This window comes from Bradyrhizobium sp. BWC-3-1, from assembly GCF_032917965.1.
Taxonomy (GTDB): Bacteria; Pseudomonadota; Alphaproteobacteria; order Rhizobiales; family Xanthobacteraceae; genus Bradyrhizobium; species Bradyrhizobium canariense_D.
The window spans coordinates 4,726,364-4,749,707 of record NZ_CP136625.1 but is presented as its reverse complement, the minus strand read 5'-3'; the positions used below and the strand labels follow the sequence as shown (position 1 = coordinate 4,749,707).

The window sequence follows — 23,344 nt, the reverse complement described above, 5'->3', positions numbered from 1 at the left end:
CTCTTCCTCGGAGCGGCCAGCACATTTGCTCTCGTCGTTCCCTTCGGTGCCGTGGAGGCGCAAACGCAGATCCCCGCCGTCACCGTCGAAGCCCCGGCTCAGCGCGCCCGGCCTGCAGCGGTCGCCTCAACGCGACAGTCAGCGGCGACACGCACCGCGCGCGCCAATCGTCGCTCTCCGTCGCAGCAAGCTGCGCCAACCCAGTCGGCATCCTCGAACGATGCCACCGGTGAACGCTCCAATGGTCCGGTGCGCGGTTTCGTTGCGACGCGCAGCGGCACCGCGACCAAGACGGATACGCCGCTGATCGAAACCCCGCAGTCCGTCTCCGTCGTCACGACCGACCAGGTCAGGAACCAGGGCGCGGTCTCGATCGGCGAGGCGTTGCGCTACACCGCCGGCGTCAGCGGCGACGTCAACGGCGGCTCGGACACGCGCTTCGGCGCCCTCCAGATCCGCGGCTTCGACACCACCATGTCGGGCCTCTATGTCGACGGTTTGCGGATTCCCTCCAGCAATTACGTGCACTTCAACGGCCTCGATCCCTATGGCGCCGAGCGTCTCGAGGTTCTCAAGGGCCCATCCTCGGCGATGTATGGCGGCAGCGGCACCGGCGGCATCCTCAACTACGTGACCAAGCTGCCGACGGCCCAGCAGTTCGGCGAGGTCTCGATCTCGGGCGGCAGCTTCAACCGCTATCAGGGCCAGTTCGACATGGGCGGTCCCGCCAACAAGGACGGCACCGTGCTGTGGCGCCTGACCGGCGTGGTGCGCGACGGCGAAACCCAGGTCGACTTCACCAAGGACAACCGCGTCTTCATCGCGCCCGCCGTCACGTTCAAGCCGAACGATGACACCACCATCACGATCCTCGCCAACTACCAGCGCGACCGGGCAGGGTGGGGCCTCCAGTTCTTGCCGGCCTCGGGCACGGTGTGGCCAAACAACGGCCGCACCATCCCGGTCTCGTTCTTCGCGGGCGTGCCGAGCTTCAACGCGTTCAACACCGAGATCGCGACCGCCGGCTACCAGCTCTCGCACAATTTCACCGACAACATCACGTTCCGGCAGAATTTGCGCTACGCCTACCAGCACAACGAGGAGAAGGTGTTCTACGGCGCCGGCTATACCGACGAGGCCGCGGGACAGCTCGCGCGTTTCGGTAGCTACAGCAACTCCTACATCAACTCCTTCGCGGTGGACAACCAGCTCCAGGGCAAGTTCACCACCGGCTTCCTCAGCCACACCACGCTGGTCGGAATCGACTATCGCAACACCAGATTCCGCGACACCGCCTTTGGCGTCGCGACGTCCGCGCCCGAGATCAACGTCTTCAGCCCGGTCTACAGCTACGACTGGACCATGGGCGCCATGAGCGACGACACCGGGGTCAAGCAGTCGCAGGTCGGCCTCTACGCGCAGGACCAGATCAAGCTCGGCCGGCTCTCGTTCCAGCTCGGTGGCCGCCAGGATTTTGTAACGACGCAGGTCGACAGCGGCATCTTCAATACGTCGGTCGCGAAGGATGCGTCGGCCTTCACCGGCCGCGCCGCAATGATGTACAATTTCGACAACGGCATCGCGCCCTATTTCAGCTACTCGGAATCGTTCCTGCCGGTGCTCGCGACCGGCCCGAGCGGACAGCTGCTCAATCCCGAGACCGGCGTGCAGTACGAGGTGGGCGTCAAGTACCAGCCGCTCGGATGGAACGCGCTGTTCACCTTCGCCGCCTTCGACCTGACGCGCGACAACGTCGTCACCTTTGCGCCTCCGCTCAACATTGCCGAGCAGACCGGTCAAGTGAAATCGCGCGGCCTCGAGCTCGAAGGCACGATGTCGCTCGCCGACGGCTGGAACCTGCGCGCGGCCTATGCCTATGTCGATGCAATCGTCACGCAGGATCCGGTGAATGTCGGCAAGGCGCCGGTCACCGTGCCGCTCAACCGCGCCTCGCTGTGGAACGACTATACGCTTCAGACCGGGCCGCTCGCGGGCCTGCAGTTCGGCGGCGGCGTCCGCTATGTCGGCGCGACCTGGGGCGATGACGCCAATACATTCAAGGTCGGATCCGCGACCGTGCTGGACGCGCTGCTCGCCTACACAAGGGACAATTGGCGCCTGTCGCTGAACATCACCAACCTCGCCGACACCCGCTATGTCGCCGCCTGCTACAGCCTGTCGGGCTGCTTCTACGCGGAGGGACGCAAGGCCATCGGCAAGCTGACATATCGGTGGTGAGTTCGAATGAGGACAGGCCGTGATGGCGGCCGGGCCCGCTTGATGAGAGAAGACGATGAGAGCGATATTCGGCAAGCTGCATCGCTGGGCGGGACTGCTGACGGCCGGCTTCCTGTTCTTCTCCGGCGTCACCGGGGCGATCATCTCCTGGGATCACGAGATCGACGAGGTCCTGAACAGCCATCTGTTCGATGTCAGCAGCAAAGGCCCGGCCATTCCCTCGATCGATCTCGCCAAGATGATCGAGCAGCGCGATCCCCGCGCGCGCGTGGTCTACCTGTTCATGACGCCGGAGGAGGGCCACTCGCTGTGGTTCTTCGTCATGCCCAGGATCGATCCCGCGACCGGCAAGCGCTACGCGCTCGACTACAATCAGATCTTCCTCGATCCCAACACCGGCGCGGAGCTCGGCCGGCGCTATTGGGGCGCGGTGTGGCCGGTGACGCGCGAAAACTTCGTCTCGTTCCTGTACAAGCTGCACTACACCATGCACATCCCGGAATTCTGGGGCAGCGACCGCTGGGGCATGCGCCTGCTCGGCGTGATCGCCATCATCTGGACCATCGACTGCTTCGTCGGCTTGTATTTGACGCTGCCCGCGCGCCGACGCGCCAGGGCGGCACGGGCGCCCCAGGTCACGCGCCAGCTCGAACGCGGCTTCTGGGCGCGTTGGGCGGCGGCGTGGACCATCAAGACGTCAGGCAGCGCCTACCGGATCAATTTCGACATCCACCGCGCTTTCAGCCTGTGGACCTGGGGCGTGCTCTTCATCATCGCCTTCACGGCGTTCTCGCTGAACCTCTATTTCGAGGTGTTCTCGCCGCTGATGAAGATGGTGTCGAACTACACGCCGACGCCCTATGAGCAGCGGCCGTATCGCGATCTCGATGATCCCATCGAACCCAAGGTGAGCTTCGCCGACATCGCCGCGCGCGCGGCGGCCGACGCCAAGGGGCGAGGGTGGACCGTCCCGGTCGGCTCGGTCAATTACGGCCCGGCCCACGGCGTCTATGCCGCGGCCTTCTTCCACCCCGGCGACGATCACGGCGCCGGCGGCGTCGGCCCGGCGCAGCTCTATTACGACAGCGAGGACGGTCGTCCGATCGGCGAACGGCTGCCTTGGGTCGGCACCGCCGCCGACATCTTCGTACAGGCGCAATTCCCGCTGCATTCGGGCCGCATCGTCGGGCTGTTCGGCCGCATTCTGATCTCGGTCATGGGGCTGGTGGTGGCGGCACTCTCGGTCACCGGAATCGTGATCTGGTGGCGCAAGCGCCGCGCCCGCGTGCGCGTGCGGGCGACGGCGGCGATGCGCCCGAGCCGGCAGCAGCTGACGCCGGCGGAGTAGGGCGTTCGTCCGGCGCGGATGAACCTTCCCGCCCGGCACCGGCACAAAGACTGGAGATCCCCCCGTCTTGCCGGAAATCGCATGAGATCGCTTGCCTTGCTCTGCCTGCTCGTCTTCGCTACGCCCGCCGATGCGGCCACGCCCGAGCAGCATTATCTCGACCTGCGCGATCGCTACATCGCAAAGTTCTCGAAAGCTGCGGAAAACGACGAGACCTATAAGCAGCACGATGCGGCGCTCAACGAGTTGACGGGCGTCCTGCGCAGCCTGGTGGGTCCCGTCGCAATCAAGGGACTGCCGGCCGACGGCAAGACGAATGCGGACACGCTCTTCAAGGGCGACTCCGGCTTTGGCCATCTCGACGGGCTCGGCTTCGCCTCCGAAGGCGACAAGATGCAAGCGGTGGCGACCACGACCGGCTTGCTCAGGCACTGGCTTCGCGAGCACCGCGAGGACGGCATGCCGCAGGAGATCGGCGCGGCGTTCAAATCGGACCGCTTCTACTATCAGGCGATCCAGGACTCCGCCTTCGCCAAATATGCCGAGCTGCCGATCACGAAGCCCGCGGGAGCGAGCGCTGCGGTCGCCGTACTGGGCGTGCGCGGCAATGGCGATTTGAAGGGACCGCCGCATGAAATCGACGTCGTCGCGATCCAGGGCGACAAGGTCTTCTTTCTCGCCGCAAGCGACGCGGTGAAGACGGCTGAGATCCCGGCCTGCGAAAAGGTCTGGAAGCAGATGATGGCCAAACCCATCGACAAGAAAGACCCGCGCGGCGACATCACCCGCGAAGACAACGCGATGACCGCGTACACGGCGTGCTTCGCCAAGGAGGCACCAAGCCAGAGCTGGTATGCGACGGCGGTCAAGAAAGCGCAGAGCCAGCTGGAGTTGCTGCTCGTGCGCTAGAGCGATCATCCAGTTACCTTCGGGGCTACAACGTTGCGCGCCGCCCTGGCTCAAGAATGCGCAATCGGAAATTGCAGATTGTCCTGCAGGCGCAACCAAGGCCAAGCAGCGCGAAATCGCCCCAAGCCCGCTCGACGAGGTCGTCGGCCACACTCCGCCCGGATTCGGCGGCGCTCGTGGAACTCGTTCGCGACGAGGGGGTTGCACTGCGGTTGGAACCGAACGGGTAGCACAGTTGAATCGCCGGCAATTCCTGGAAGCCTCGGCATTGACGCCATTGGCGACATTACTACCTGGCGCAGTCTCTGCGGCATCGGCGGCGGACTTGCCGTTTGGTCCCTCTTATGTCCGCGACCTTGCCCGCAATTTGGCGAGTAAGCCCTTTGCGCCACCAGAGGAAAAGGTCCCGGACGCGCTCAAAGATCTCACCTACGACCAGTACCGGTCAATCCGCTTTCTGCCGGAGCGCGCGGCTTGGCGCAGCGAGAAGCTGCCCTTCGAGGTTCAGTTTTTCCACCGCGGCTTTTTCTATAAGAACAGGGTCGACATTTACGAGGTCGCCGGCGGACGAGCCGTACCGATCAGGTACCGGCGCGACGATTTTGCATTCGGCGACAATATCGGCCAGGTACCGGACGCCGATCTCGGGTTTGCCGGGTTTCGCATTCACGCCCCGATCAATCGCCCCGACTATTACGACGAGGTTTGCGCGTTTCTCGGCGCCAGCTACTTCCGTGCCGTTGCCAAAGGCGAGACGTATGGCCTGTCCGCGCGCGGTCTGTCGATCGATACCGGCGAGAGCAAGGGGGAGGAATTTCCCTTCTTCAAGGCGTTCTGGCTGGAGAAGCCCGCGCCGGGTGCCACATCTGTCGTGGTCCATGCGCTGCTTGACAGCAAGAGCGCTACGGCAAGCTATCGCTTCACGATCAGGCCGGGCGCTCCGACGGTCTTCGACGTGGAGATGTCGCTCTATCCGCGGATCGAGCTGCAGCATGCCGGCCTGGCGCCCATGACAAGCATGTTCTTTTTCGGTCCGAACGACCGACACGATGTCGACGATTTCCGCCCTGCCGTGCACGACTCCGATGGGCTCGCCGTGTTCAACGGAAAGGGCGAGCAACTCTGGCGTCCTCTCAACAATCCGCGCGATCTGCAAGCCAGCACATTCAATGATCTCAATCCTCGCGGCTTCGGCCTGATGCAGCGGGAACGAAACTTCTTTGCCTACGAGGACATCGAATCGCGCTTTGAGCGTCGCCCAAGCCTCTGGGTCGAACCGATCGGAGATTGGGGAGAGGGCAGTGTGGTCCTCTTTGAGATCCCGACCAAGGAGGAAGTTCACGACAACATCGCCGCCTTCTGGCGCCCGAAAACAGCTCTCCAGGCCAAGAGCGAAAACAACTACACCTACCGTCTGCACTGGGGTCCGGACGCGCCGAAGCCCAATTCCCTGGCCCGGTTCACCCGCACAGGCGTTGGCGCGCGGGGCGACGACAGCAAATTGTTCGTGCTCGAACTCGTCGGCGACGGACTGAAGGCGGTCGATCCCAACAAGGTAAGGGGTGCCGTCAGCGCCGACAAATCCGAGATCAAGAACGTCGTCACACAGCCAAACCCGGAAACCGGCGGCTGGCGCCTGAGTTTCCAGTGCGCCGTGAAGGACGCGCCGGTCGAGTTGAGGGCGATCTTGATGCAGGGCGAACAGCCGATCTCTGAAGTCTGGGTTTACCGATGGGCGCCCTGACGACCTCGCCCGCGCTCTCGCTTGAGCTTGGCATTCGGTATCTTCCCGACGAAACGCCTCTCCCCATGCAGCCTTGCCGATTGGACCGGACTAACCGTGCCGATCCGGGGCGACTGCGGACCGCCCCTGCCGTTGCAGCGCGGCGCCTGTTCATTCTTGGCGGAACGGTCGCGATTACCGCTGCGGGCGCTGTTGAGATGTACGATGTTCTCAAGGTTGGTGGCGTCACGGTCCTGGAAGGCATGGTGTTCGGGTTGTTTCTCGTGCTGCTTGCCTGGATCGCGTTTTCGTTCGTGTCTTCAGTCGCCGGTTTTTTTGTGCTCCTGCGGGGGCGGCCGGATATGCTGCCAATTGACAGCCAGGGTCCGCTGCCCACGATCACCGGCCGAACGGCGATGCTGTTGCCGACCTATAACGAGGATCAGCACCATCTCATGGCGCGACTCCGCGCCATGTACGAGTCGGTCGGCGAAACCGGACAGGACCCGTTGTTCGACTGGTTTCTGCTCAGTGACACGACAGATCCGGACATCTGGATTGCCGAGGAGCTTGCGTTTCTGGAACTGCAGCGCAACTGCGGTTCGGGCCATCTCTACTATCGTCACCGATCCGACAACACCGCCCGAAAGTCCGGCAACATCGCCGAATGGGTGAGGCGGTTCGGTGGCGCCTACGACTACATGATCATTCTCGACGCGGACAGTCTGATGAGCGGAGAGACCATCGTGCGGCTGGCGGGCGCGATGGAATCGAACCCGCAAGCCGCGCTGATTCAAACGCTTCCGATCGTCGTCAATGCGCGAACCCTGATTAGCCGGCTTCAGCAGTTCTCGGGTCGTTTGTACGGCCCGCTGATCGCGGCCGGGAACACCTGGTGGCACGCCTCAGAGGGCAACTACTGGGGACATAACGCCATCATCCGGGTGCAGGCTTTTGCGCAAGAGGCGGGCCTGCCCGAATTGCGCGGGAGGAAGCCTTTCGGCGGCCATATCCTCAGCCACGATTTTGTCGAAGCCGCACTAATGCGACGAGCGGGATGGGGAATTTTCATGGCTCCAGGTCTCGGCGGGAGTTTCGAGGAGGTGCCCCCGTCGCTTCTGGATTTCGCGGCGCGCGACCGCCGCTGGTGTCAGGGCAATCTCCAGCATCTTGCCGTTCTACCGGCTCGAGGCCTGCACTGGGTCTCCAGGCTTCACCTGTTGACCGGGATCGGATCCTACCTCACCGCGCCGCTGTGGCTGCTGTTTCTATTGCTCGGAATCCTGACCTCCTTGCAGGCCTATTTCGTCAAGCCGGAGTACTTTCCCAAGGGCTTCTCGTTGTTTCCAACGTGGCCCGCACAGGATCCCGTGCTCGCCGCCTGGGTCTTTGCCGCGACAATGGGGCTGCTCATCGTGCCCAAATTGCTGGCCTACCTCGTTTTGCTCACCAAGCGTGCGGAACGACAGGCATTCGGCGGCGGATTTCGCGTGCTGCTGGCGGTGGTCGCCGAGAGCCTGCTTGCCGCCTTGATCGCCCCCTCCATGATGATCTTTCAATCCACCGCCGTGGCGGAGATCCTGCTGGGCCGTGACGCGGGCTGGCAAGTGCAACGGCGAAGCGATGGCAGGATCACGCGCGACGAAGTCTATCGCAAGTTCACGGTGCCGACCCTATGCGGTCTGGCCATGGCGGCAAGCGCCTACGCCGTGTCGCTTCCGCTGCTGCTCTGGATGTCACCGGTGATCATCGGCCTGGTTTGCGCCATTCCGATCGGTCTCGTCACCTCGACGGCACCGCGAATGGCGCGCCTGTTTGCAACCCCGGAGGACAATCGCGTGCCGGCGCTGCTGCAGAGGGCGAGAGAGCTTGCCAGCCTGGATCGAATCGAGCCACACGGGGCCCTGATCGAACTTAGACAGAATCCCGCGTTGCTGGGACCGCACATGCAGTCCCTCGAAACGCCGCCGCGCAAATCGGGCCAAATCGACATAGATCTCGCGATCGGCCGGGCCAAGATTGAGCAGAGCGACGATTTCGAGGAAGTCGTCAGCAGCCTCAGCGCACGCGAGACGCTTGCCGTGCTGAAGCACCCACACGCCCTCGAGCAGGTCATGCGCATGCCGCGAGCTACCGCTTCCGCGGAAGTCTAGGTGATGGCGGTGTAGGACAGGGGTTGACGACCCGGCTGGGCTTGGGCCGAGAGCGAGATGTCTGCTGTGCGCGCGGTCCCAGCCTACAGCGAACTGCCACCCAAATTCCAGCCGCGACCACCCTCGCCAAAGATCTCGTAACCCGTCGCCGTCACCGCAACCGTGTCCTCGAGCTTGATGAACCCGCGCTTCGGATGCTTCATCGTGGTCTCGATCGACACCACCATGCCAGTTTCGAGCGGCAGCCGCGCATCCGTGTCGTCGTAGGGGATCGGACCTTTGGCCGTCAGGCGAGGGGCCTCGTGGCTGACGAGGCCCATGCCGTGGGCCAAAAACTCCGTGCAGTCGCGCTGGGTGATCTTCGCGAGCTGCCGCTCGGCCGCGACGTAGATGTCGCCGCCCATGGCGCCCGGCCTGACCGCCGCGAAGGCGGCGCGCTGGACCGCCTCGATCTCGGCCAGACAGTCCTTCAGCTCGGCATCGGGATCGCCGAGCACGGCCATGCGCGCGAGGTCGCCGATATAGCCGTGATAATTGCCGCCGGAATCGAGCGACAGCACGTCACCTTGCTCCCAGCGCTGCGCCGAGGGCGCCCGGTTGTGGCTGTTGCCGCAGGCGAGCAAGCAGTATTCGAAGGTCAGCCCGCGATTGGCTTCGGCGAGCCGCAAGGCGTCCGACAATTGCTGCTTGGTCGTGCCCGGCCCGTGCCCGGCGATCACCGCCAGCATCGAGGCGATCACCAGTTCGGACGCCGTCTTGAGCTTCGCAAGCTCGTCCGCCGACTTCACCGCCCGCAGCCGCTCCAGCACCAGCAGCGCGTCCTTGAGCTCGGCGCCGGGCAGGGCGTCACTGAGCGCCCGGCCCGCATCCATCGGCAGGAACGCCATCTCGACCCCGACCCGCTTCAGGGGCACGCCGGCATCGCGGATCAGGCTTACGGCCCGCGTAATCGCATCGACCGAGCCGTTGGACTCGGTCCGCACCTGCGCCACCCATGGCGGCGCCACGGCGCGCTGATGGGTTTCCAGACGGTGGCCGACATAAACCGCCTTGTCGGGTGCGCCCTTGGGATAGACCAGCACCGGCAGATAGCGGCTGACGCCGAGCGCATCCATGTAGTCGAAGAAGATCGCGCGCTCGGCACCCAGCAGGTACTGCACATTGTGCTTGGAGGTCGCGACCAGGACGTCGAGGCCGGCAGCCTCCATCAGGCGGTCGAGCTTGGCGGCGTCGAATGGAATGGCGCGCGAGCGGTCTGCGCGGGCGACGTTCTCCTGCATGACGAACCTCCCAATGCTGCCGTGGCGACAACCGCTGCGTCGGTTTGCCCGGGATTTGTTGGCACAAGTTTGATCCGAAAGAGGGGTTCTGGGTAGCTGCGGAATGATCTGGCCTGACCTGCACAGCCATATCCACGATTCGCATAAGGTATATTATGGAATATCATTATATCAAATCAGATCAGTTATTTAGCTAGAATTCCTCTCATCGCACCTTCGTTCCCGGTCCTTTTCCAGGCTGGCCGTCGGACGTGGTCCCGACTTTCGACGGCTACTGTGCATGGGGTTGTTTTTCGGTTTTTGAATCGGGCCGATGCCGCCGAAAGCCGATATTGCCGTGAGGATGTCCGGCTGCAATAAGCGAGGCTTCGCGAGATCGCAGATGACCTTCTGACCTTCCGTCCGTATAGGTTTGCATCTCAGAACAACAACAAACTTTCCGAGGAAGCAGACCCATGAGCTTTTCCCGCCGCACGCTTCTCAAGGCCTCCGCCGCGACCGCGGTCCTGGGCGGCCTCAGTGCGCCCCATGTGGCCCGCGCCCAGAGCGCCGAGTTCACCTACAAATACGCCAATAACCTGCCGGACACGCATCCGCTGAACGTGCGCGCCAAGGAGATGGCCGCGGCGATCAAGGCCGAGACAGGCGGCAAGTTCGACCTCCAGATCTTCCCGAACAACCAGCTCGGGTCTGACACCGACATGCTGAGCCAGATCCGGTCCGGCGGCGTCGAGTTCTTCACGCTGTCGGGGCTGATCCTGTCGACCCTGGTACCGGCGGCGTCCATCAACGGCATCGGCTTCGCGTTCCCGGACTACGGCACGGTCTGGAAGGCGATGGACGGCGATCTCGGCGCCTTTGTCCGCGGCGAGATCAAGAAGGCCGGGCTCGAAGTCATGGACAAGATTTGGGACAACGGCTTCCGCCAGACCACGTCGTCGAGCAAGCCGATCACCCATCCGGACGATCTCAAGGGCTTCAAGATCCGCGTGCCGGTGTCGCCGCTATGGACCTCAATGTTCAAGGCATTCGATGCGGCGCCCGCCTCGATCAATTTCGCCGAGGTCTATTCCGCGCTGCAGACCAGGATCGTCGAGGGCCAGGAGAACCCGCTGGCGATCATCTCGACCGCCAAGCTCTACGAGGTGCAGAAATACTGCTCGCTGACCAACCACATGTGGGACGGCTTCTGGTTCCTGGCCAATCGCAAGGCGTGGAGCAGCCTGCCCGAGGATGTGCGCACCATCGTCGCCAAGAACATCAATGCCGCAGCGCTCAAGGAGCGTGAGGATACCGCCAAGCTCAATGCCAATCTGCAGCAGGAGCTCGCGGGCAAGGGCCTGACCTTCAATCAGCCCGCGGTCGCGCCGTTCCGCGACAAGCTGCGCTCCGCCGGCTTCTATGCCGAGTGGAAAGGCAAATATGGCGACCAGGCCTGGGACCTGCTGGAAAAAGCCGTCGGCAAGCTGTCGTAACGCGTTGGAGCCGTCATGGCTCATCTTGAGGTCGAAGTGAGCGGAGTGGCGGGCGAGGCGGCTGTTCGGTCCCCTCGCCGGCCTTCCTTGCTGGCCTCGACGGAGCGCGCACTCGGTCTCCTCGTCGAAATTCCGGCGGCCATTTTGGTGGTCGCCGAGATTGCGATCCTGTTTGCCGGCGTGGTCGCGCGCTACGGCCTGCACCGGCCGCTGATCTGGTCGGACGAGCTGGCCTCGATCCTGTTCCTGTGGCTCGCCATGCTGGGCGCGGCGGTGGCGTTCCGCCGTTCCGAGCACATGCGCATGACCGCGGTCGTCGCCAGCACCAGGCCGGCCACGCGGGCCTGGCTCGATCTGGTCGCGACCTGCGCGGCGCTGGCCTTCCTGGCGCTGATCGTCTGGCCGTCCTGGGACTACGCCTACGAGGAAAGCTTCATCACCACGCCGGCGCTGCAGATCTCCAATATGTGGCGCGCCGCGGCATTGCCGGCCGGCATCTGCCTGATGGCGGCGTTCGCGCTGTTGCGGCTGCTGCGCGCAGTCGATTACCGCATGGTGCTGACGGCCGCGGTCGCCGTTGCCGTCGTCGTCGGCTTGTTCTGGCTGGCGCAGCCATATCTGCGGCCGCTCGGCAATCTCAACCTCGTCATCTTCTTCGTCGGCGTCGCCGGCTTCTGCGTCTTTGCCGGCGTTCCCATCGCGTTCGGCTTCGGGCTCGCGATCTTCGGCTATCTGGCACTGACCACGCGCACGCCGGTCATGGTACTGGTCGGGCGGATGGACGAGGGCATGAGCCACCTCATTTTGCTCTCGGTGCCGCTGTTCGTATTTTTGGGGCTCCTGATTGAAATGACCGGCATGGCACGGGCCATGGTGGCGTTCCTGGCCAGCCTGCTCGGCCATGTCCGCGGTGGGCTGCATTACGTGCTTGTCGGCGCGATGTACCTGGTCTCCGGCATCTCAGGTGCCAAGGCCGCGGACATGGCCGCGGTCGCGCCCGTGCTGTTCCCGGAGATGAAACAGCGCGGCGCCAAGCCCGGCGATCTCGTCGCGCTTCTTGCGGCCACCGGCGCGCAGACCGAAACCATTCCGCCGAGTCTCGTGCTGATCACGATCGGATCGGTCACCGGCGTCTCGATCGCCGCGCTGTTCACCGGCGGCCTGTTGCCCGGCGTGGTGCTGGCCATAACGCTGTGCATGTTGGTGTGGTGGCGCTATCGCCACGAGGACATGAGCCATGTCCGCCGCGCCACAGGCGGCGAGATCGGCAAGACCTTCGTCATCGCCCTGCCCGCGCTCGCGCTGCCCTTCGTGATCCGCTACGCCGTGGTCGAAGGCATCGCCACCGCCACCGAAGTGTCCACGATCGGCATCGTCTATGGCGCCCTGGTCGGCCTCCTCGTCTACCGCCGCTTCGACTGGCGGCGGCTGTTTCCGATGCTGGTCGAAACCGCGGCGCTGTCGGGCGCGATCCTGCTGATCATCGGCACGGCGACCGGCATGGCCTGGGGCCTGACGCAATCAGGCTTCTCGCGGGCGCTGGCATCCGCCATGACCGGATTGCCGGGCGGCGCGGCGACCTTCATCGCCGTCTCGATCCTGGCCTTCACCATCCTCGGCAGCGTGCTCGAGGGCATCCCGGCGATCGTGCTGTTCGGGCCGCTGTTGTTTCCGATTGCGCGCGCCGTCGGCGTCCACGAGGTGCACTATGCCATGGTCATCATTCTCGCCATGGGTATCGGGCTATTCGCCCCGCCCTTCGGGGTCGGTTATTATGCCGCCTGCGCCATCGGACGCGTCGATCCGGCCGAAGGCATCAGGCCGATCTGGGGCTATCTGCTGGCGCTGCTGGTAGGATTGATCGTGGTCGCCGTCTTTCCGTGGATCTCCATCGGATTCCTGTAGGCCGGCGCGTAAGGGAGGTGTCGATGAGCGAGCGGCAGAACCAGTACAATATCGGCCTCGACAAGACGCCCGCCAACTACGTGCCGCTGAGCCCGTTGAGCTTTCTCACACGCAGCGCCGCGGTCTATCCCGATCACGTCAGCACGGTCTACGAGGGGCGCAGCTTCACCTGGCGCGAGACGCATGAGCGTTGCAAGCGCTTTGCTTCGTATCTTGCCGGCAAGGGCATCGGCGTCGGCGACACCGTCGCGGCGATGCTGCCGAACATTCCGGCGATGAACGAGGTGCATTTCGCCGTCCCCATGACGGGTGCGGTGCTCAATGCGCTGAACATCCGGCTCGATGCACCTTCGATCGCATTTCAGCTCGACCATGGCGGCGCCAGGATCATTCTGGTCGACCCCGAATTTGCCGGCGTGATCACCGATGCGCTGTCACAGATGAGTGGCCCAAAACCGTTCGTGATCGACGTCGACGACACCGCCTTCAAGGGCGGCGGGCGCATCGGCGAGATCGAGTACGAGGCCGCGCTCGCGCAAGGCGATCCTGACTTCGCGGCGATCCTGCCGGGCGATGAATGGGACGCAATCGCGCTGAGCTACACCTCGGGCACCACGGGAAATCCCAAGGGCGTCGTCACCCATCATCGCGGCGCCTATCTGAACGCCGTCAGCAATATTCTCGCGGGCCAACTCGGCCAGCATCCGGTGTACCTCTGGACCCTGCCGATGTTCCACTGCAACGGCTGGTGCTTCCCCTGGACCATCGCAGCCGCCGCCGGCATCAACGTCTGCCTGCGCAAGGTCGAGCCGACGAAAATCTTCGAGCTGATCAAGCAGCACGGCGTCACCCATATGTGCGGCGCGCCGATCGTCTACAACACGCTGATCAACGCGCCCGATGCACCGAAGGGCGATGCCGCGCGCCGCGTCGTCGGCCTGATCGCCGGTGCCGCGCCGCCGGTCGCGGTGCTCGAGGACGCCGAGAGCATCGGCATCAAGCTGACGCACGTCTATGGCCTGACCGAGGTCTACGGCCCCGCTTCCGTCTGCGCCCAGCAGCCTGGCTGGGATGATTTGCCCGCAGCCGAGCGCGCCAGCCTGAAGCGGCGGCAGGGCGTGCCCTACCCGCTCGAGGAAGCCGTCACCGTCATCGATCCGCAGACCATGAGGCAAGTACCGCGCGACGGCGAGACCATCGGCGAGGTCATGTTCCGCGGCAACATCGTGATGAAGGGCTACCTCAAGAACGACAAGGCGACGCAGGAAGCCTTCGAGGGCGGCTGGTTTCACACCGGCGATCTCGGCGTGCTCGACGCGCACGGTTACGTCATCATCAAGGATCGCTCCAAGGACATCATCATCTCCGGCGGCGAGAACATTTCCTCCGTCGAGGTCGAGGACATCCTCTACAAGCACCCCGCCGTGCTGTTTGCCGCCGTGGTCGCAAAGCCCGATCCGAAATGGGGCGAAGTGCCCTGCGCCTTCGTCGAGCTGAAGGACGGCGCAAGCGCGAGCGAAGCCGATATCATCGCCTTCTGCCGCTCGCATATGAGCGGCTTCAAGACGCCGAAGGCCGTGGTGTTCGGGCCCATCCCGAAAACGTCGACGGGAAAGATCCAGAAATTCCTGCTGCGCAACGAAGCGGGATCGGCGAAGGCAATCTCGAGCTGAGAGCCGCTTGTCTCGACCTCCGCGGCGGTTGGGTGTCGCCGCGAAGTCGTTGCGCAGTTTCGACTAGTCAGATTCGCCGGGCCCCCTCGACCTCACATCTTCTTATAGGCGTCAACCAGGGCCTGGCCGTCGGCTCCCGCCTTCTTGAGCCAGTCGGCGGTGAGCTGTTCGCCGATCCTCTGGAAGCCAGCCTTCAGGGCCGGGCTCGGCGGCTCGACCGTCATGCCCTTGGCCTTGAGCTGATCGATGTACCAGGTGCTCTTGTCCTGCCAGGCCTTCCAGCCGCGGGTTTCCGCGGTCGCGGCGGCCTTGAGGATGGCCTCCTGGGTCGGCTTGTCGAGCGCCTCGAACGCAGCCTTGTTGACGAAGGTGTAGTCCTTCGGGATCCAGGCTTGCACGTCATAGAAGTACTTCAGCGACTCCCATGCCTTCGCATCGTAGCCCGTGCCGCCTGACGACATGAAGGAGTTCACGACGCCGGTCGCAAGTGCCTGCGGCAGCTCGGCGGCTTGAATGGTGACCGACTGCGCGCCAACCAGTTCGCCGATGCGCGCGGTCCCAACGTTGTAGGCCCGCCATTTAAGGCCCTTCATGTCTTCGATGGTCGCAAGCGGCTTGCTGACATAGACGCCCTGCGGCGCCCACGGCACGACGAACAGCAGCTTGAGCCCCTGCGCCTCCAGCTTCTTCGTAATCAGCGGCTTCGACGCCTGGTACAGCTTCATGGCATCCGGGAAGCTGGTCGCCAGAAACGGCACGACGTCGACGCCGAATACCGGATCCTCGTTCTCGTGGATCGACAGCAAGACTTCGCCCATCTGCGCCTGCCCGGTCATCACCGCGCGCTTGATGTCGGGCGCCTTGAACAGTGAGGCGCCCGGATGAACCGTGATCTGGAGCTTGCCGGACGTGCCGGCTTCGACGTCCTTGGCGAACGCGACGAGATTCTCGGAGTGCGGATTGTCGGCCGGATATGCCGCCGGCAGATTCCATTTGGTCTGAGCCAAAGCGGGTGTCGCAGCCAGCACGGCGCTGGCGATCAAGGATGCGCGGAATAAACGAGACATCATCGGGCTTCTCCTCACAGTCAATTTCAAAACCGGTACGCTCAGTCTGGGAAAGCAAGCTTGGGCAGGAACATCACGATCTGCGGATATTCCGTGATGATGAACACGGCGGCGAGCAACAGGACGAAGAACGGGAACGCCGCCCGCGCGACGGTCAAGGTATCACGCCCGCTCATGTTCTGGAGCACGAACAGATTGAAACCGACCGGCGGCGTGATCTGCGCCATCTCCACGTGGATGATGAGATAGACGCCGAACCAGACCAGGTCGAGACCGGCCTGCTTGACCATCGGCAGCACGATCACGGCGGTCAGAACGATCATCGAGATGCCGTCGATCAGGCATCCCAGGATGATGTACATGATGCTCAGATACAGCGCGAGCATGCCCGGCGTCAGCTGCTGGCCCTGGACCCAGGTGGCGAGCGCCGCCGGAATGCCCGTATAGGCCATCGCTGCGGTCGTATAGGCAGCGCCTGCCAGGATCAGCATGATCATGCAGGTCAGGCGCGTCGCGCTCATGATGCTCTCGAGGAAGTTCTTGCGCGTGAGCGTGCGGCTCCACCACGCCAGCAGCAGCGCGCCCGAAACGCCCCAGGCGGCGCATTCCGTCGCCGTCGCGAAGCCGAGCACGAGGGAGAGGAAGACTGCCAGGATCAGCAACAGGCAGGGCGCAAGCCTGGCCGACTCGCGCAGCTTCTGGCGGAACGGCATCGGGGGATCGCGCGGCGGAATCTTCTTCGGGTTCAGCAGCGACCAGATGATGATGTAGCCCGAATAGAGCACCATCACGAGCACGCCCGGCAGGAAGCCGCCGAGGAACACCTGAAGCACGGAGACATTCGCCGTGACCGCATAGACCACCATCGGGATCGACGGCGGGATCAGCAGGCCGAGCGTGCCGGAGCCCGCGAGCGAGCCTAGACTCAAGCCCTTATCGTAACCACGCTTGTCCAGTTCGGGCAGCGCGATCTTGCCGATGGTCGCACAGGTCGCCGCCGACGAACCCGACACTGCCGCGAAGATGCCGCAGCCGATCACGTTGACATGGGTCAGACGCCCCGGCAGCCACTGCACCCAGGGCGACAGGCCCCGGAACATTTCCTCGGATAATTTGGTGCGGAAGAGGATCTCGCCCATCCAGATGAACAACGGCAGCGCAGCCAGCGTCCATGACGAGCTTGCGCTCCATGTCGTGGTCGCAAGCACGGAGCCGAGCGGCAGGCTCGTGGTCAGCGCCATCGCCACGAAGCCGACAAGCCCCAGCGAAACCGCGATCCAGATGCCACTTCCCAGCAGCACGATCATGACGCCGAGCAGAATGAACGATAGTTCGATCATGCCGAGATTGGCCATCGTCAACCTCCGCCGCCCTGCGATATCCGCTCGATGAATTCGTCCGGAGTCTCGTCCGGCGAGCCCTTCTCGTAGCTCGGCCGGTTGCCGCTGATGACACTGACCATTTCATCAATGAGCGCGATCGAGAGGATCACGAGTCCGCCGGAAAACCCGAGCTGCGGAATCCAGAGCGGAAGCGCGACGACGCCCTGCGCCACGTCGTTGAAGCGCCAGGAATCGTAGGTCATCTGCACGGCATGCCGGGTGAAATAGAGGATGAAAGCGGCGGCAATACCGAGGGCCACGACCTCCGCCACCTGTTTGGAGCGCCCATGCAGACGCTCCAGCAACAGGCCGACCCGGATCATCTCTCCGCGCTTGAAGGTGTGAGCGAGGCCGAGGAATGCCATCGCGGCCATGCACCATGAGGCGAAATCATCGCCGGCGGGAATGTTGACCGCAAACTGGCGCCCGATCGACATGATCATCATGATTGCAAAGATCGCAACCATGAAGGCTCCGGCGGCGTAGCCCGCACCGAGATAAAGGAGATCTAGCGCGCGTCGCACCGGCCCCCGGCTCGTGACATCGTCCCCTGCCAACGCGATCCCCATCCTCATACGAAGCGATTCAGAAGGTCCCGGCGATCGCACGTCGCGCGCCGGTCCTGCATGAATATCGCCCCTGCCCAGCGCCTGTCTTTCAGACGTTAGATCAACATGATGGGGCTAGCGCAAGCAAGGAGTATGCCGGCTCTCGCCGGAATTTCCCCCGCGGGTTCAGCGGGTATCCAGCCGCAGCCCGTCATACGCGGGCACCACTCCCGCCGGAAGCGACTGCCGGATCACCTCATAATCGACGTCGGCCGTCATGTTGGTGATGACGGCGCGCTTCGGCTTGAAGCGCTCGATCCAGGACAACGCGTCGTTGATGCTGAAATGGCTGACATGGCTGGTGTAGCGCAGGCCATCGACGATCCAGAGATCCAGATTTTCCAGCGCGCTCCAGCTCTCGCGTGGGATGTCGTTGAGATCGGGCGTGTAGGCGGCATCGCCGATGCGATAGCCCAGCGCGGGAATGTTGCCGTGCTGCACCAGGAAGGCCGTCATCGTCACCGGGCCGCCCTTCCCCTGGATGGTCTGGCTGTCACCGGCCTCGATCGACTGCGCCGTCAGGATCGGCGGATAGTCGCTGCCCGCCGGTGAGACGAAGCAATAGGAGAACCGCGACATGATGTCGTTCGCAGTCGTCTGATTGAGATAGGTCGGAATCCGCCGGCGCATGTGCATCACGACCGAACGCAGGTCGTCCATGCCGTGGGTCTGATCGGCGTGCTCGTGGGTCAGGAACACGGCATCGATGTGGTCGACATTGGTCGAGAGCAATTGCTCGCGCAGGTCAGGCGAGGTGTCGATCACGATACGCGTGGTGCCCTCGCCCGATGTCTGCTCGACCAGCAGCGAACAGCGGCGACGGCGGTTCTTGGGATTGTTGGGATCGCAGGCACCCCAGCCGAGTGCCGGACGCGGCACGCCGGCGGAGGAGCCGCAGCCCAGGATCGTCAGCGTCAGCGTCATGCGGCTCCCAGTTCTAAGGTTTCACCCTGGAGAACAGGCGAAAGAAGTTTTCGCTTGTCTGGCGCGAGATCTCGTCAAACGACACGCCGCGTGTTTCGGCGAGCACTTTTGCGACCTCGACCACATAGGCCGGTTCGTTGCGCTTGCCCCGGAACTTGCCCGGCGCAAGGTAGGGCGAGTCTGTTTCAACCAGAATACGGTCGGACGGCAGTTCGGCCGCAAGCGCGCGCAAGGCCTCGGACTTCTTGAAGGTCAGGATGCCCGTGAAGCCGATATAGAGCCCGAGCGAGACCGCCTTCAGCGCCAGCTCGCGCCCGCCGGTGTAACAATGCAACACCGCGCGAAACGATCCCTTTGCCGTCTCCTCTTCAAGGATACGGCCGCAATCCTGGTCAGCCTCGCGGGTGTGGATCACCAGCGGCAGGCCGGTGGCGCGGGCGGCGGCGATGTGGGCACGAAAGCCCCTCGCCTGCGCCTCCGGCGAGCCGTTGTCGTAGAAATAGTCGAGCCCGGCTTCGCCGAGCGCGACGACCTTGGGATGCTGCGTCAAAGCGATCAGCTCGTCCGGCGCGATGCCGTCTTCTTCATCAGCGTTATGCGGATGGGTGCCGACCGAGCAATAGACGTCGTCATAGCGCTCGGAGATGGCCAAAAGCTGGTTCCGTTTCCTCACCCGCGTCGAGATCGTGACCATGCGGCCGATGCCGGCCGCTCGCGCCCGCGACACGATCCCGTCGAGATCCTCCGCAAAATCCGGAAAATCCAAATGGCAGTGGCTGTCGACCAGCATGGTGCGAACGCCTTTAGGCTGCCGGCTCGATATAGCGGGGGAAGGCCGGCGTCGGCGCGGGCAGCGTCGTACCGGGCGCGATGCGCGTTGCGCCACCAAGCGCGGCGAAGTTGCGCTCCGCTTCGGGGATACCGAGGCTGTTCAGCAGCAATCCCGAGGCCGTCGGCATCGCCGGCTGGGCCAGGATTGCGATCTGGCGCACGACTTCGGCGGTGACGTAGAGCACCGTCCTCTGCCTGACAGGATCGGTCTTGGCGAGCGCCCACGGCGCTTCGCCCGCGAAATAGCGGTTGGCTTCCGCGACCACGGCCCACACGGCATTGAGCCAGTGATGGATTTGCTGCGTCGCCATCGCTTCGCGGGACGCCGCGAGCATGTCGTCAGCGTGTGACAGGATCGCCTTGTCGTTATCGCTGAATTCGCCGGGCTCCGGGAGCACGCCGCCGAGCTGCTTCGCGATCATCGACAGCGAGCGCTGCGCGAGATTGCCGAGATCGTTGGCGAGATCGGCATTGATGCGCGCGACGATGGCCTCGTGATTGTAGTTGCCGTCCTGGCCGAACGGCACCTCGCGCAGAAAGAAATAGCGCATCTGGTCGACGCCGTACTGGTCGGCGAGGTTAAAGGGATCGACCACGTTGCCGACCGACTTCGACATCTTCTCGCCCCTGCTGAACAGGAAGCCATGGGCATAGACCCGCTTCGGGAGGGGGATCCCGGCCGACAGCAGGAAAGCCGGCCAGTACACCGCATGGAAGCGGATGATGTCCTTGCCGATGATGTGCACGTCGGCAGGCCAATAACGCCAGTTGTTGTCGCTCTCGTCGGGGAAGCCGACGCCGGTGATGTAGTTGGTGAGCGCGTCGACCCAGACATACATCACGTGATCTTCGTCGCCGGGCACCTTGACACCCCAGTCGAACGTCGTGCGCGAGATCGAGAGGTCGCGCAGGCCACCCTTGACGAAGCTCACCACCTCGTTCTTGCGGGAGTCGGGCCCAATGAAATTGGGCTGCGTCTCGTACAGCTTGAGCAGCTTGTCCTGATAGGCCGACAGGCGGAAGAAGTAGCTCTTCTCCTCGACCCATTCGACCGGCGTGCCCTGCGGCCCGAGCCTCACGCCGTCCTCGTTCAGGCGCGTCTCGTCCTCCGCGTAATAGGCTTCGTCGCGCACGGAATACCAGCCGGCATAGATATCGGCATAGATATCCCCGTTCGCTTCCATGCGCCGCCAGATCTCCTGGCTGGAGCGGTGATGCTGCTCCTCGGTGGTGCGGATGAACCGGTCGAACGACACGTTCAGGCGCTCGTCCATTTGCTTGAAACGGCCGGCATTGCGGGCGGCGAGCTCCGAGACGGACATTTTTTCGCCGGCCGCGGTCTGAACCATCTTCTGGCCGTGCTCGTCGGTGCCGGTCAGGAAGAACACATCCTTGCCGTCGAGCCGGGCGAAGCGCGCCAACGTATCGGTCGCGATCGCCTCATAGGCGTGGCCGATATGCGGGCTGCCATTGGGATAGGCGATCGCAGTCGTGATGTAGAAGACGTTGTCGCGCGCGGGGACGGCCACGGGCGTGTTGGCGTGCGGCGCTGCGATGGACTTCGGCGCGCGCGGGGCCTTGGGTTTCGATACATCGGGCTTCGCAGTCTTCGGCGGCGTCGCGACAGGAGCTGGTGCGGCGGTCACTGCGGGCGCAGCCACCCTCGCCGTCTTGGCTATCTTCTTCGCCGGGGCCTTGTTTTTCGCCGAGGCTTTGTTTTTTGCCGAAGCCTTGGCTGGCTTTTTGGTTCCTGTCTTCACCGTCTTCTTGGCGACGATCTGCTTCTTCGCTGCCTTCTTTGCCGTCTTCGCGGCGCTCTTCTTCCCGGTGTTTTTGGCGGCCGTCTTTTTGGTCTTCGTGGCTTTCTTGACGTTCTTGGCAGCTTTGCGCGCGCGCGCGTTCACGGCCTTCTTCGCGCCTTTCTTGACGGCCTTGGTGGCAGCCTTCTTCTTGCTGCTCTTGCCTTTAGCGATTTTCTTAGCTCGCGCTGCCACGACGAATTCCTTTACCGGCTTCTCGAAATTGGGAAACGAACCTGCGTTAGTTTATTGTCTTGAGCACGATCCTATCGGAAAAACCGCTGCACACTTTTCCGGATCATGCTCTAGCGCGTTGCGTCCGCCAGCCAGCCGAACACCGAGAAGACTAAGGGCTTTCGCTCCAGATTATAGGTTTCGGTGTCGCGCGCGGCGCGGACGATCTTTTCCCATACCTCAGCTAGGCGCGCAAGGCGCGGCAGGTTCTGGTTGGCATTGGCCTCGTCGGCGTGCAGGCGTTCCGCGATCCAGCGATCGATGCCGTCGATGAAGGCGGCAAGCGCAACGCGGTCGCTGGTGCCGAGCGATTCGCCGACCGTATGCAATTCGCGCGGATCGACCTGCGGCAGTCGCGCCAGCAGCGCGGCCGTGCGCTGCTGAAGCTTCAGGGCGTCACCGCCGAGCAGCGTCAGCGCCCGCGCGACGCTGCCCTCGGACGCCTCCGCCGCCTCGCGCAACGCCGGATCGTTCGGGTCGAGATCGGCAGCGGTTGCAGCAATCACGTCGTCGGTTGCGAGCGCGCGGAGACGCAGCTTGCGGCAGCGCGATTGGATCGTGGCGAGCACGCGCGCCGGCGCGTGGCTCACCAGCAGGAACAGCGATTGCTGCGGCGGCTCCTCGAGAATTTTCAGCAGCGCGTTGGCGGCATTCGGATTGAGCTCGTCGACGGTGTCGACGATGCAGACGCGCCAGCCTTCGGCTGTCGCGGTCGAGCCGAAGAAACCGATCGTCTCGCGCGTTTCGTCCACGGTAATCACGGTGCGCATTACGCCGCGGTCGTTGGCGGTGCGCTCCAGCGTCAGCAGGCCACCGTGCGAACTCGCAGCAACCTGCCGTGCCACGGCGTGATCGGGATTGATGGCGAGGTCTTCGGCGCGCTGCACGGAAGGCGCCAGCGGCTGGCCGTGAGCGAGCACGAAGCGCGCCATCCGATACGCCAGCGTCGCCTTGCCGATGCCTTGCGGCCCGCCAATCAACCAGGCGTGCGGGATGCGCCCGCTGCGATAGGCGGCGAGCAGCGCGGTCTCGGCCTCGCGATGGCCGAACAGAACGCTCGTCTCGCGCGGATGAGACATGGCAGTTTCGCGCTCGGTCTGACGCGGGCTCATATGGACACCACCGTTGCCGGCGTCGGGAGCAGGCGATCACGCATCGCGATCCAGATGCGTCCGGCAACCGTGTCGGGATCGGAATTGGCGTCGATCAGCACGCAGCGCGCGGGATCGTCCGCCGCGATCTTGCGATAGGCTTCGCGCAGGCCCTGATGGAAACCGAGCTTCTCGGCCTCGAATCTGTCCGGCGTGCCGCTGCCGCGGCGCGCGGCCGCGCGCTGCAGGCCGATCTCGACCGGCAGGTCGAGGATGATGGTGAGGTCCGGCTTGAGATCGCCGATCGTGACCCGCTCCATCGCGTTGATCAGCGCGGCCGGCACGCGGCCGAGGCTGCCCTGATAGGCCCGCGTCGAGTCGGCGAAGCGGTCGCACAGCACCCACGTGCCCTGGTTGAGCGCTGGCTGGATCACGGTGTGGACATGATCGTCGCGGGCGGCCGCGAACAGCAGCGTCTCGGCTTCGGGTCCGAGCAGCTTGCCCATGCCTGACAGCACCAGATGGCGCATGATCTCGGCGCCCGGCGAGCCGCCCGGCTCGCGCGTGACGAGGATACGCATCCTGGCGGCCTTGAGACGGTCGGCGAGCTTCTTGATCTGGGTCGACTTGCCCGTCCCCTCGCCGCCTTCAAAGGTGACGAAACGCCCGCGTCCGGACGGCCACTTTACCGCGCTTTCACTCAT

At 64.0% G+C, this 23,344-nt stretch carries 17 protein-coding genes; 8 read left to right on the top strand and 9 right to left on the bottom strand.

Annotation, left to right across the window (positions count from 1 at the left end; genetic code table 11):
- Positions 1–249 precede the first annotated feature (249 nt).
- The 5 genes from RX329_RS23075 to mdoH all read left to right on the top strand — a co-directional run bounded on the left by RX329_RS23075 (position 250) and on the right by mdoH (position 8,371).
- On the top strand, positions 250–2,238 hold the full coding sequence (locus RX329_RS23075) for a TonB-dependent siderophore receptor (protein WP_085385287.1): 1,989 nt from the start codon (positions 250–252) through the stop codon (positions 2,236–2,238).
- Positions 2,239–2,293: 55 nt separating this feature from the next.
- A complete protein-coding gene (gene fsrB, locus RX329_RS23070) occupies positions 2,294–3,586 on the top strand; it encodes a siderophore utilization protein FsrB (protein WP_085385238.1) in 1,293 nt (430 codons plus the stop codon).
- An 81-nt stretch (positions 3,587–3,667) separates the two neighbouring features.
- Entirely contained in the window at positions 3,668–4,495 is an 828-nt protein-coding gene (locus RX329_RS23065) for a hypothetical protein (protein WP_085349810.1), read from the top strand.
- A 235-nt stretch (positions 4,496–4,730) separates the two neighbouring features.
- Complete coding sequence (locus tag RX329_RS23060) at positions 4,731–6,239, top strand: glucan biosynthesis protein G (protein WP_085349809.1); 1,509 nt, start codon at positions 4,731–4,733, stop codon at positions 6,237–6,239.
- Positions 6,227–8,371 carry a glucans biosynthesis glucosyltransferase MdoH gene (gene mdoH, locus RX329_RS23055; RefSeq protein WP_085349808.1) on the top strand — a complete coding sequence of 715 codons (2,145 nt, stop codon included), beginning with the start codon at positions 6,227–6,229 and terminating at the stop codon, positions 8,369–8,371. Before RX329_RS23060 ends, mdoH begins: the two co-directional genes overlap by 13 nt.
- 83 nt (positions 8,372–8,454) lie before the next feature.
- On the opposite strand, the gene RX329_RS23050 is transcribed toward mdoH, so the two are convergent.
- Positions 8,455–9,651 (bottom strand): M24 family metallopeptidase, encoded by a 1,197-nt coding sequence (locus RX329_RS23050; protein ID WP_018457846.1) that lies wholly within the window; start codon positions 9,649–9,651, stop codon positions 8,455–8,457.
- Between the two features lie 455 nt (positions 9,652–10,106).
- Here RX329_RS23050 and RX329_RS23045 point away from each other — a divergent pair, with 455 nt between their 5' ends.
- From RX329_RS23045 to RX329_RS23035, 3 genes are read left to right on the top strand one after another with little or no spacing between them, the layout of a single operon-like run.
- Entirely contained in the window at positions 10,107–11,126 is a 1,020-nt protein-coding gene (locus tag RX329_RS23045) for a TRAP transporter substrate-binding protein (RefSeq protein WP_018457847.1), read from the top strand.
- Positions 11,127–11,141: 15 nt separating this feature from the next.
- Entirely contained in the window at positions 11,142–13,031 is a 1,890-nt protein-coding gene (locus RX329_RS23040; protein WP_247296759.1) for a TRAP transporter large permease subunit, read from the top strand.
- 23 nt (positions 13,032–13,054) lie between these two features.
- Positions 13,055–14,704: an acyl-CoA synthetase gene (locus RX329_RS23035; RefSeq protein ID WP_317244323.1), complete on the top strand. Its 1,650-nt coding sequence runs from the start codon at positions 13,055–13,057 to the stop codon at positions 14,702–14,704.
- Between the two features lie 92 nt (positions 14,705–14,796).
- Here the strand turns inward: RX329_RS23035 and RX329_RS23030 are convergent, their stop codons facing one another.
- From RX329_RS23030 to tmk, 8 genes are all read right to left on the bottom strand, one after another.
- Positions 14,797–15,774 (bottom strand): TRAP transporter substrate-binding protein, encoded by a 978-nt coding sequence (locus RX329_RS23030; RefSeq protein WP_018457850.1) that lies wholly within the window; start codon positions 15,772–15,774, stop codon positions 14,797–14,799.
- Positions 15,775–15,812: 38 nt separating this feature from the next.
- Positions 15,813–17,126 carry a TRAP transporter large permease gene (locus tag RX329_RS23025; protein ID WP_007591091.1) on the bottom strand — a complete coding sequence of 438 codons (1,314 nt, stop codon included), beginning with the start codon at positions 17,124–17,126 and terminating at the stop codon, positions 15,813–15,815.
- A 2-nt stretch (positions 17,127–17,128) separates the two neighbouring features.
- Positions 17,129–17,722, bottom strand: coding sequence for a TRAP transporter small permease (locus RX329_RS23020; RefSeq protein WP_018457852.1), 594 nt, complete (start codon positions 17,720–17,722; stop codon positions 17,129–17,131).
- Positions 17,723–17,887: 165 nt separating this feature from the next.
- A complete protein-coding gene (locus RX329_RS23015) occupies positions 17,888–18,685 on the bottom strand; it encodes an MBL fold metallo-hydrolase (protein WP_317244322.1) in 798 nt (265 codons plus the stop codon).
- Positions 18,686–18,698: 13 nt separating this feature from the next.
- Positions 18,699–19,475, bottom strand: coding sequence for a TatD family hydrolase (locus RX329_RS23010; RefSeq protein ID WP_317244321.1), 777 nt, complete (start codon positions 19,473–19,475; stop codon positions 18,699–18,701).
- Between the two features lie 13 nt (positions 19,476–19,488).
- On the bottom strand, positions 19,489–21,510 hold the full coding sequence (gene metG, locus RX329_RS23005) for a methionine--tRNA ligase (protein ID WP_317244320.1): 2,022 nt from the start codon (positions 21,508–21,510) through the stop codon (positions 19,489–19,491).
- Positions 21,511–21,620: 110 nt separating this feature from the next.
- A complete protein-coding gene (locus RX329_RS23000) occupies positions 21,621–22,661 on the bottom strand; it encodes a DNA polymerase III subunit delta' (protein ID WP_317244318.1) in 1,041 nt (346 codons plus the stop codon).
- Positions 22,658–23,344: a dTMP kinase gene (gene tmk, locus RX329_RS22995; RefSeq protein ID WP_018457857.1), complete on the bottom strand. Its 687-nt coding sequence runs from the start codon at positions 23,342–23,344 to the stop codon at positions 22,658–22,660. The genes RX329_RS23000 and tmk overlap by 4 nt, the downstream gene beginning before the upstream one ends.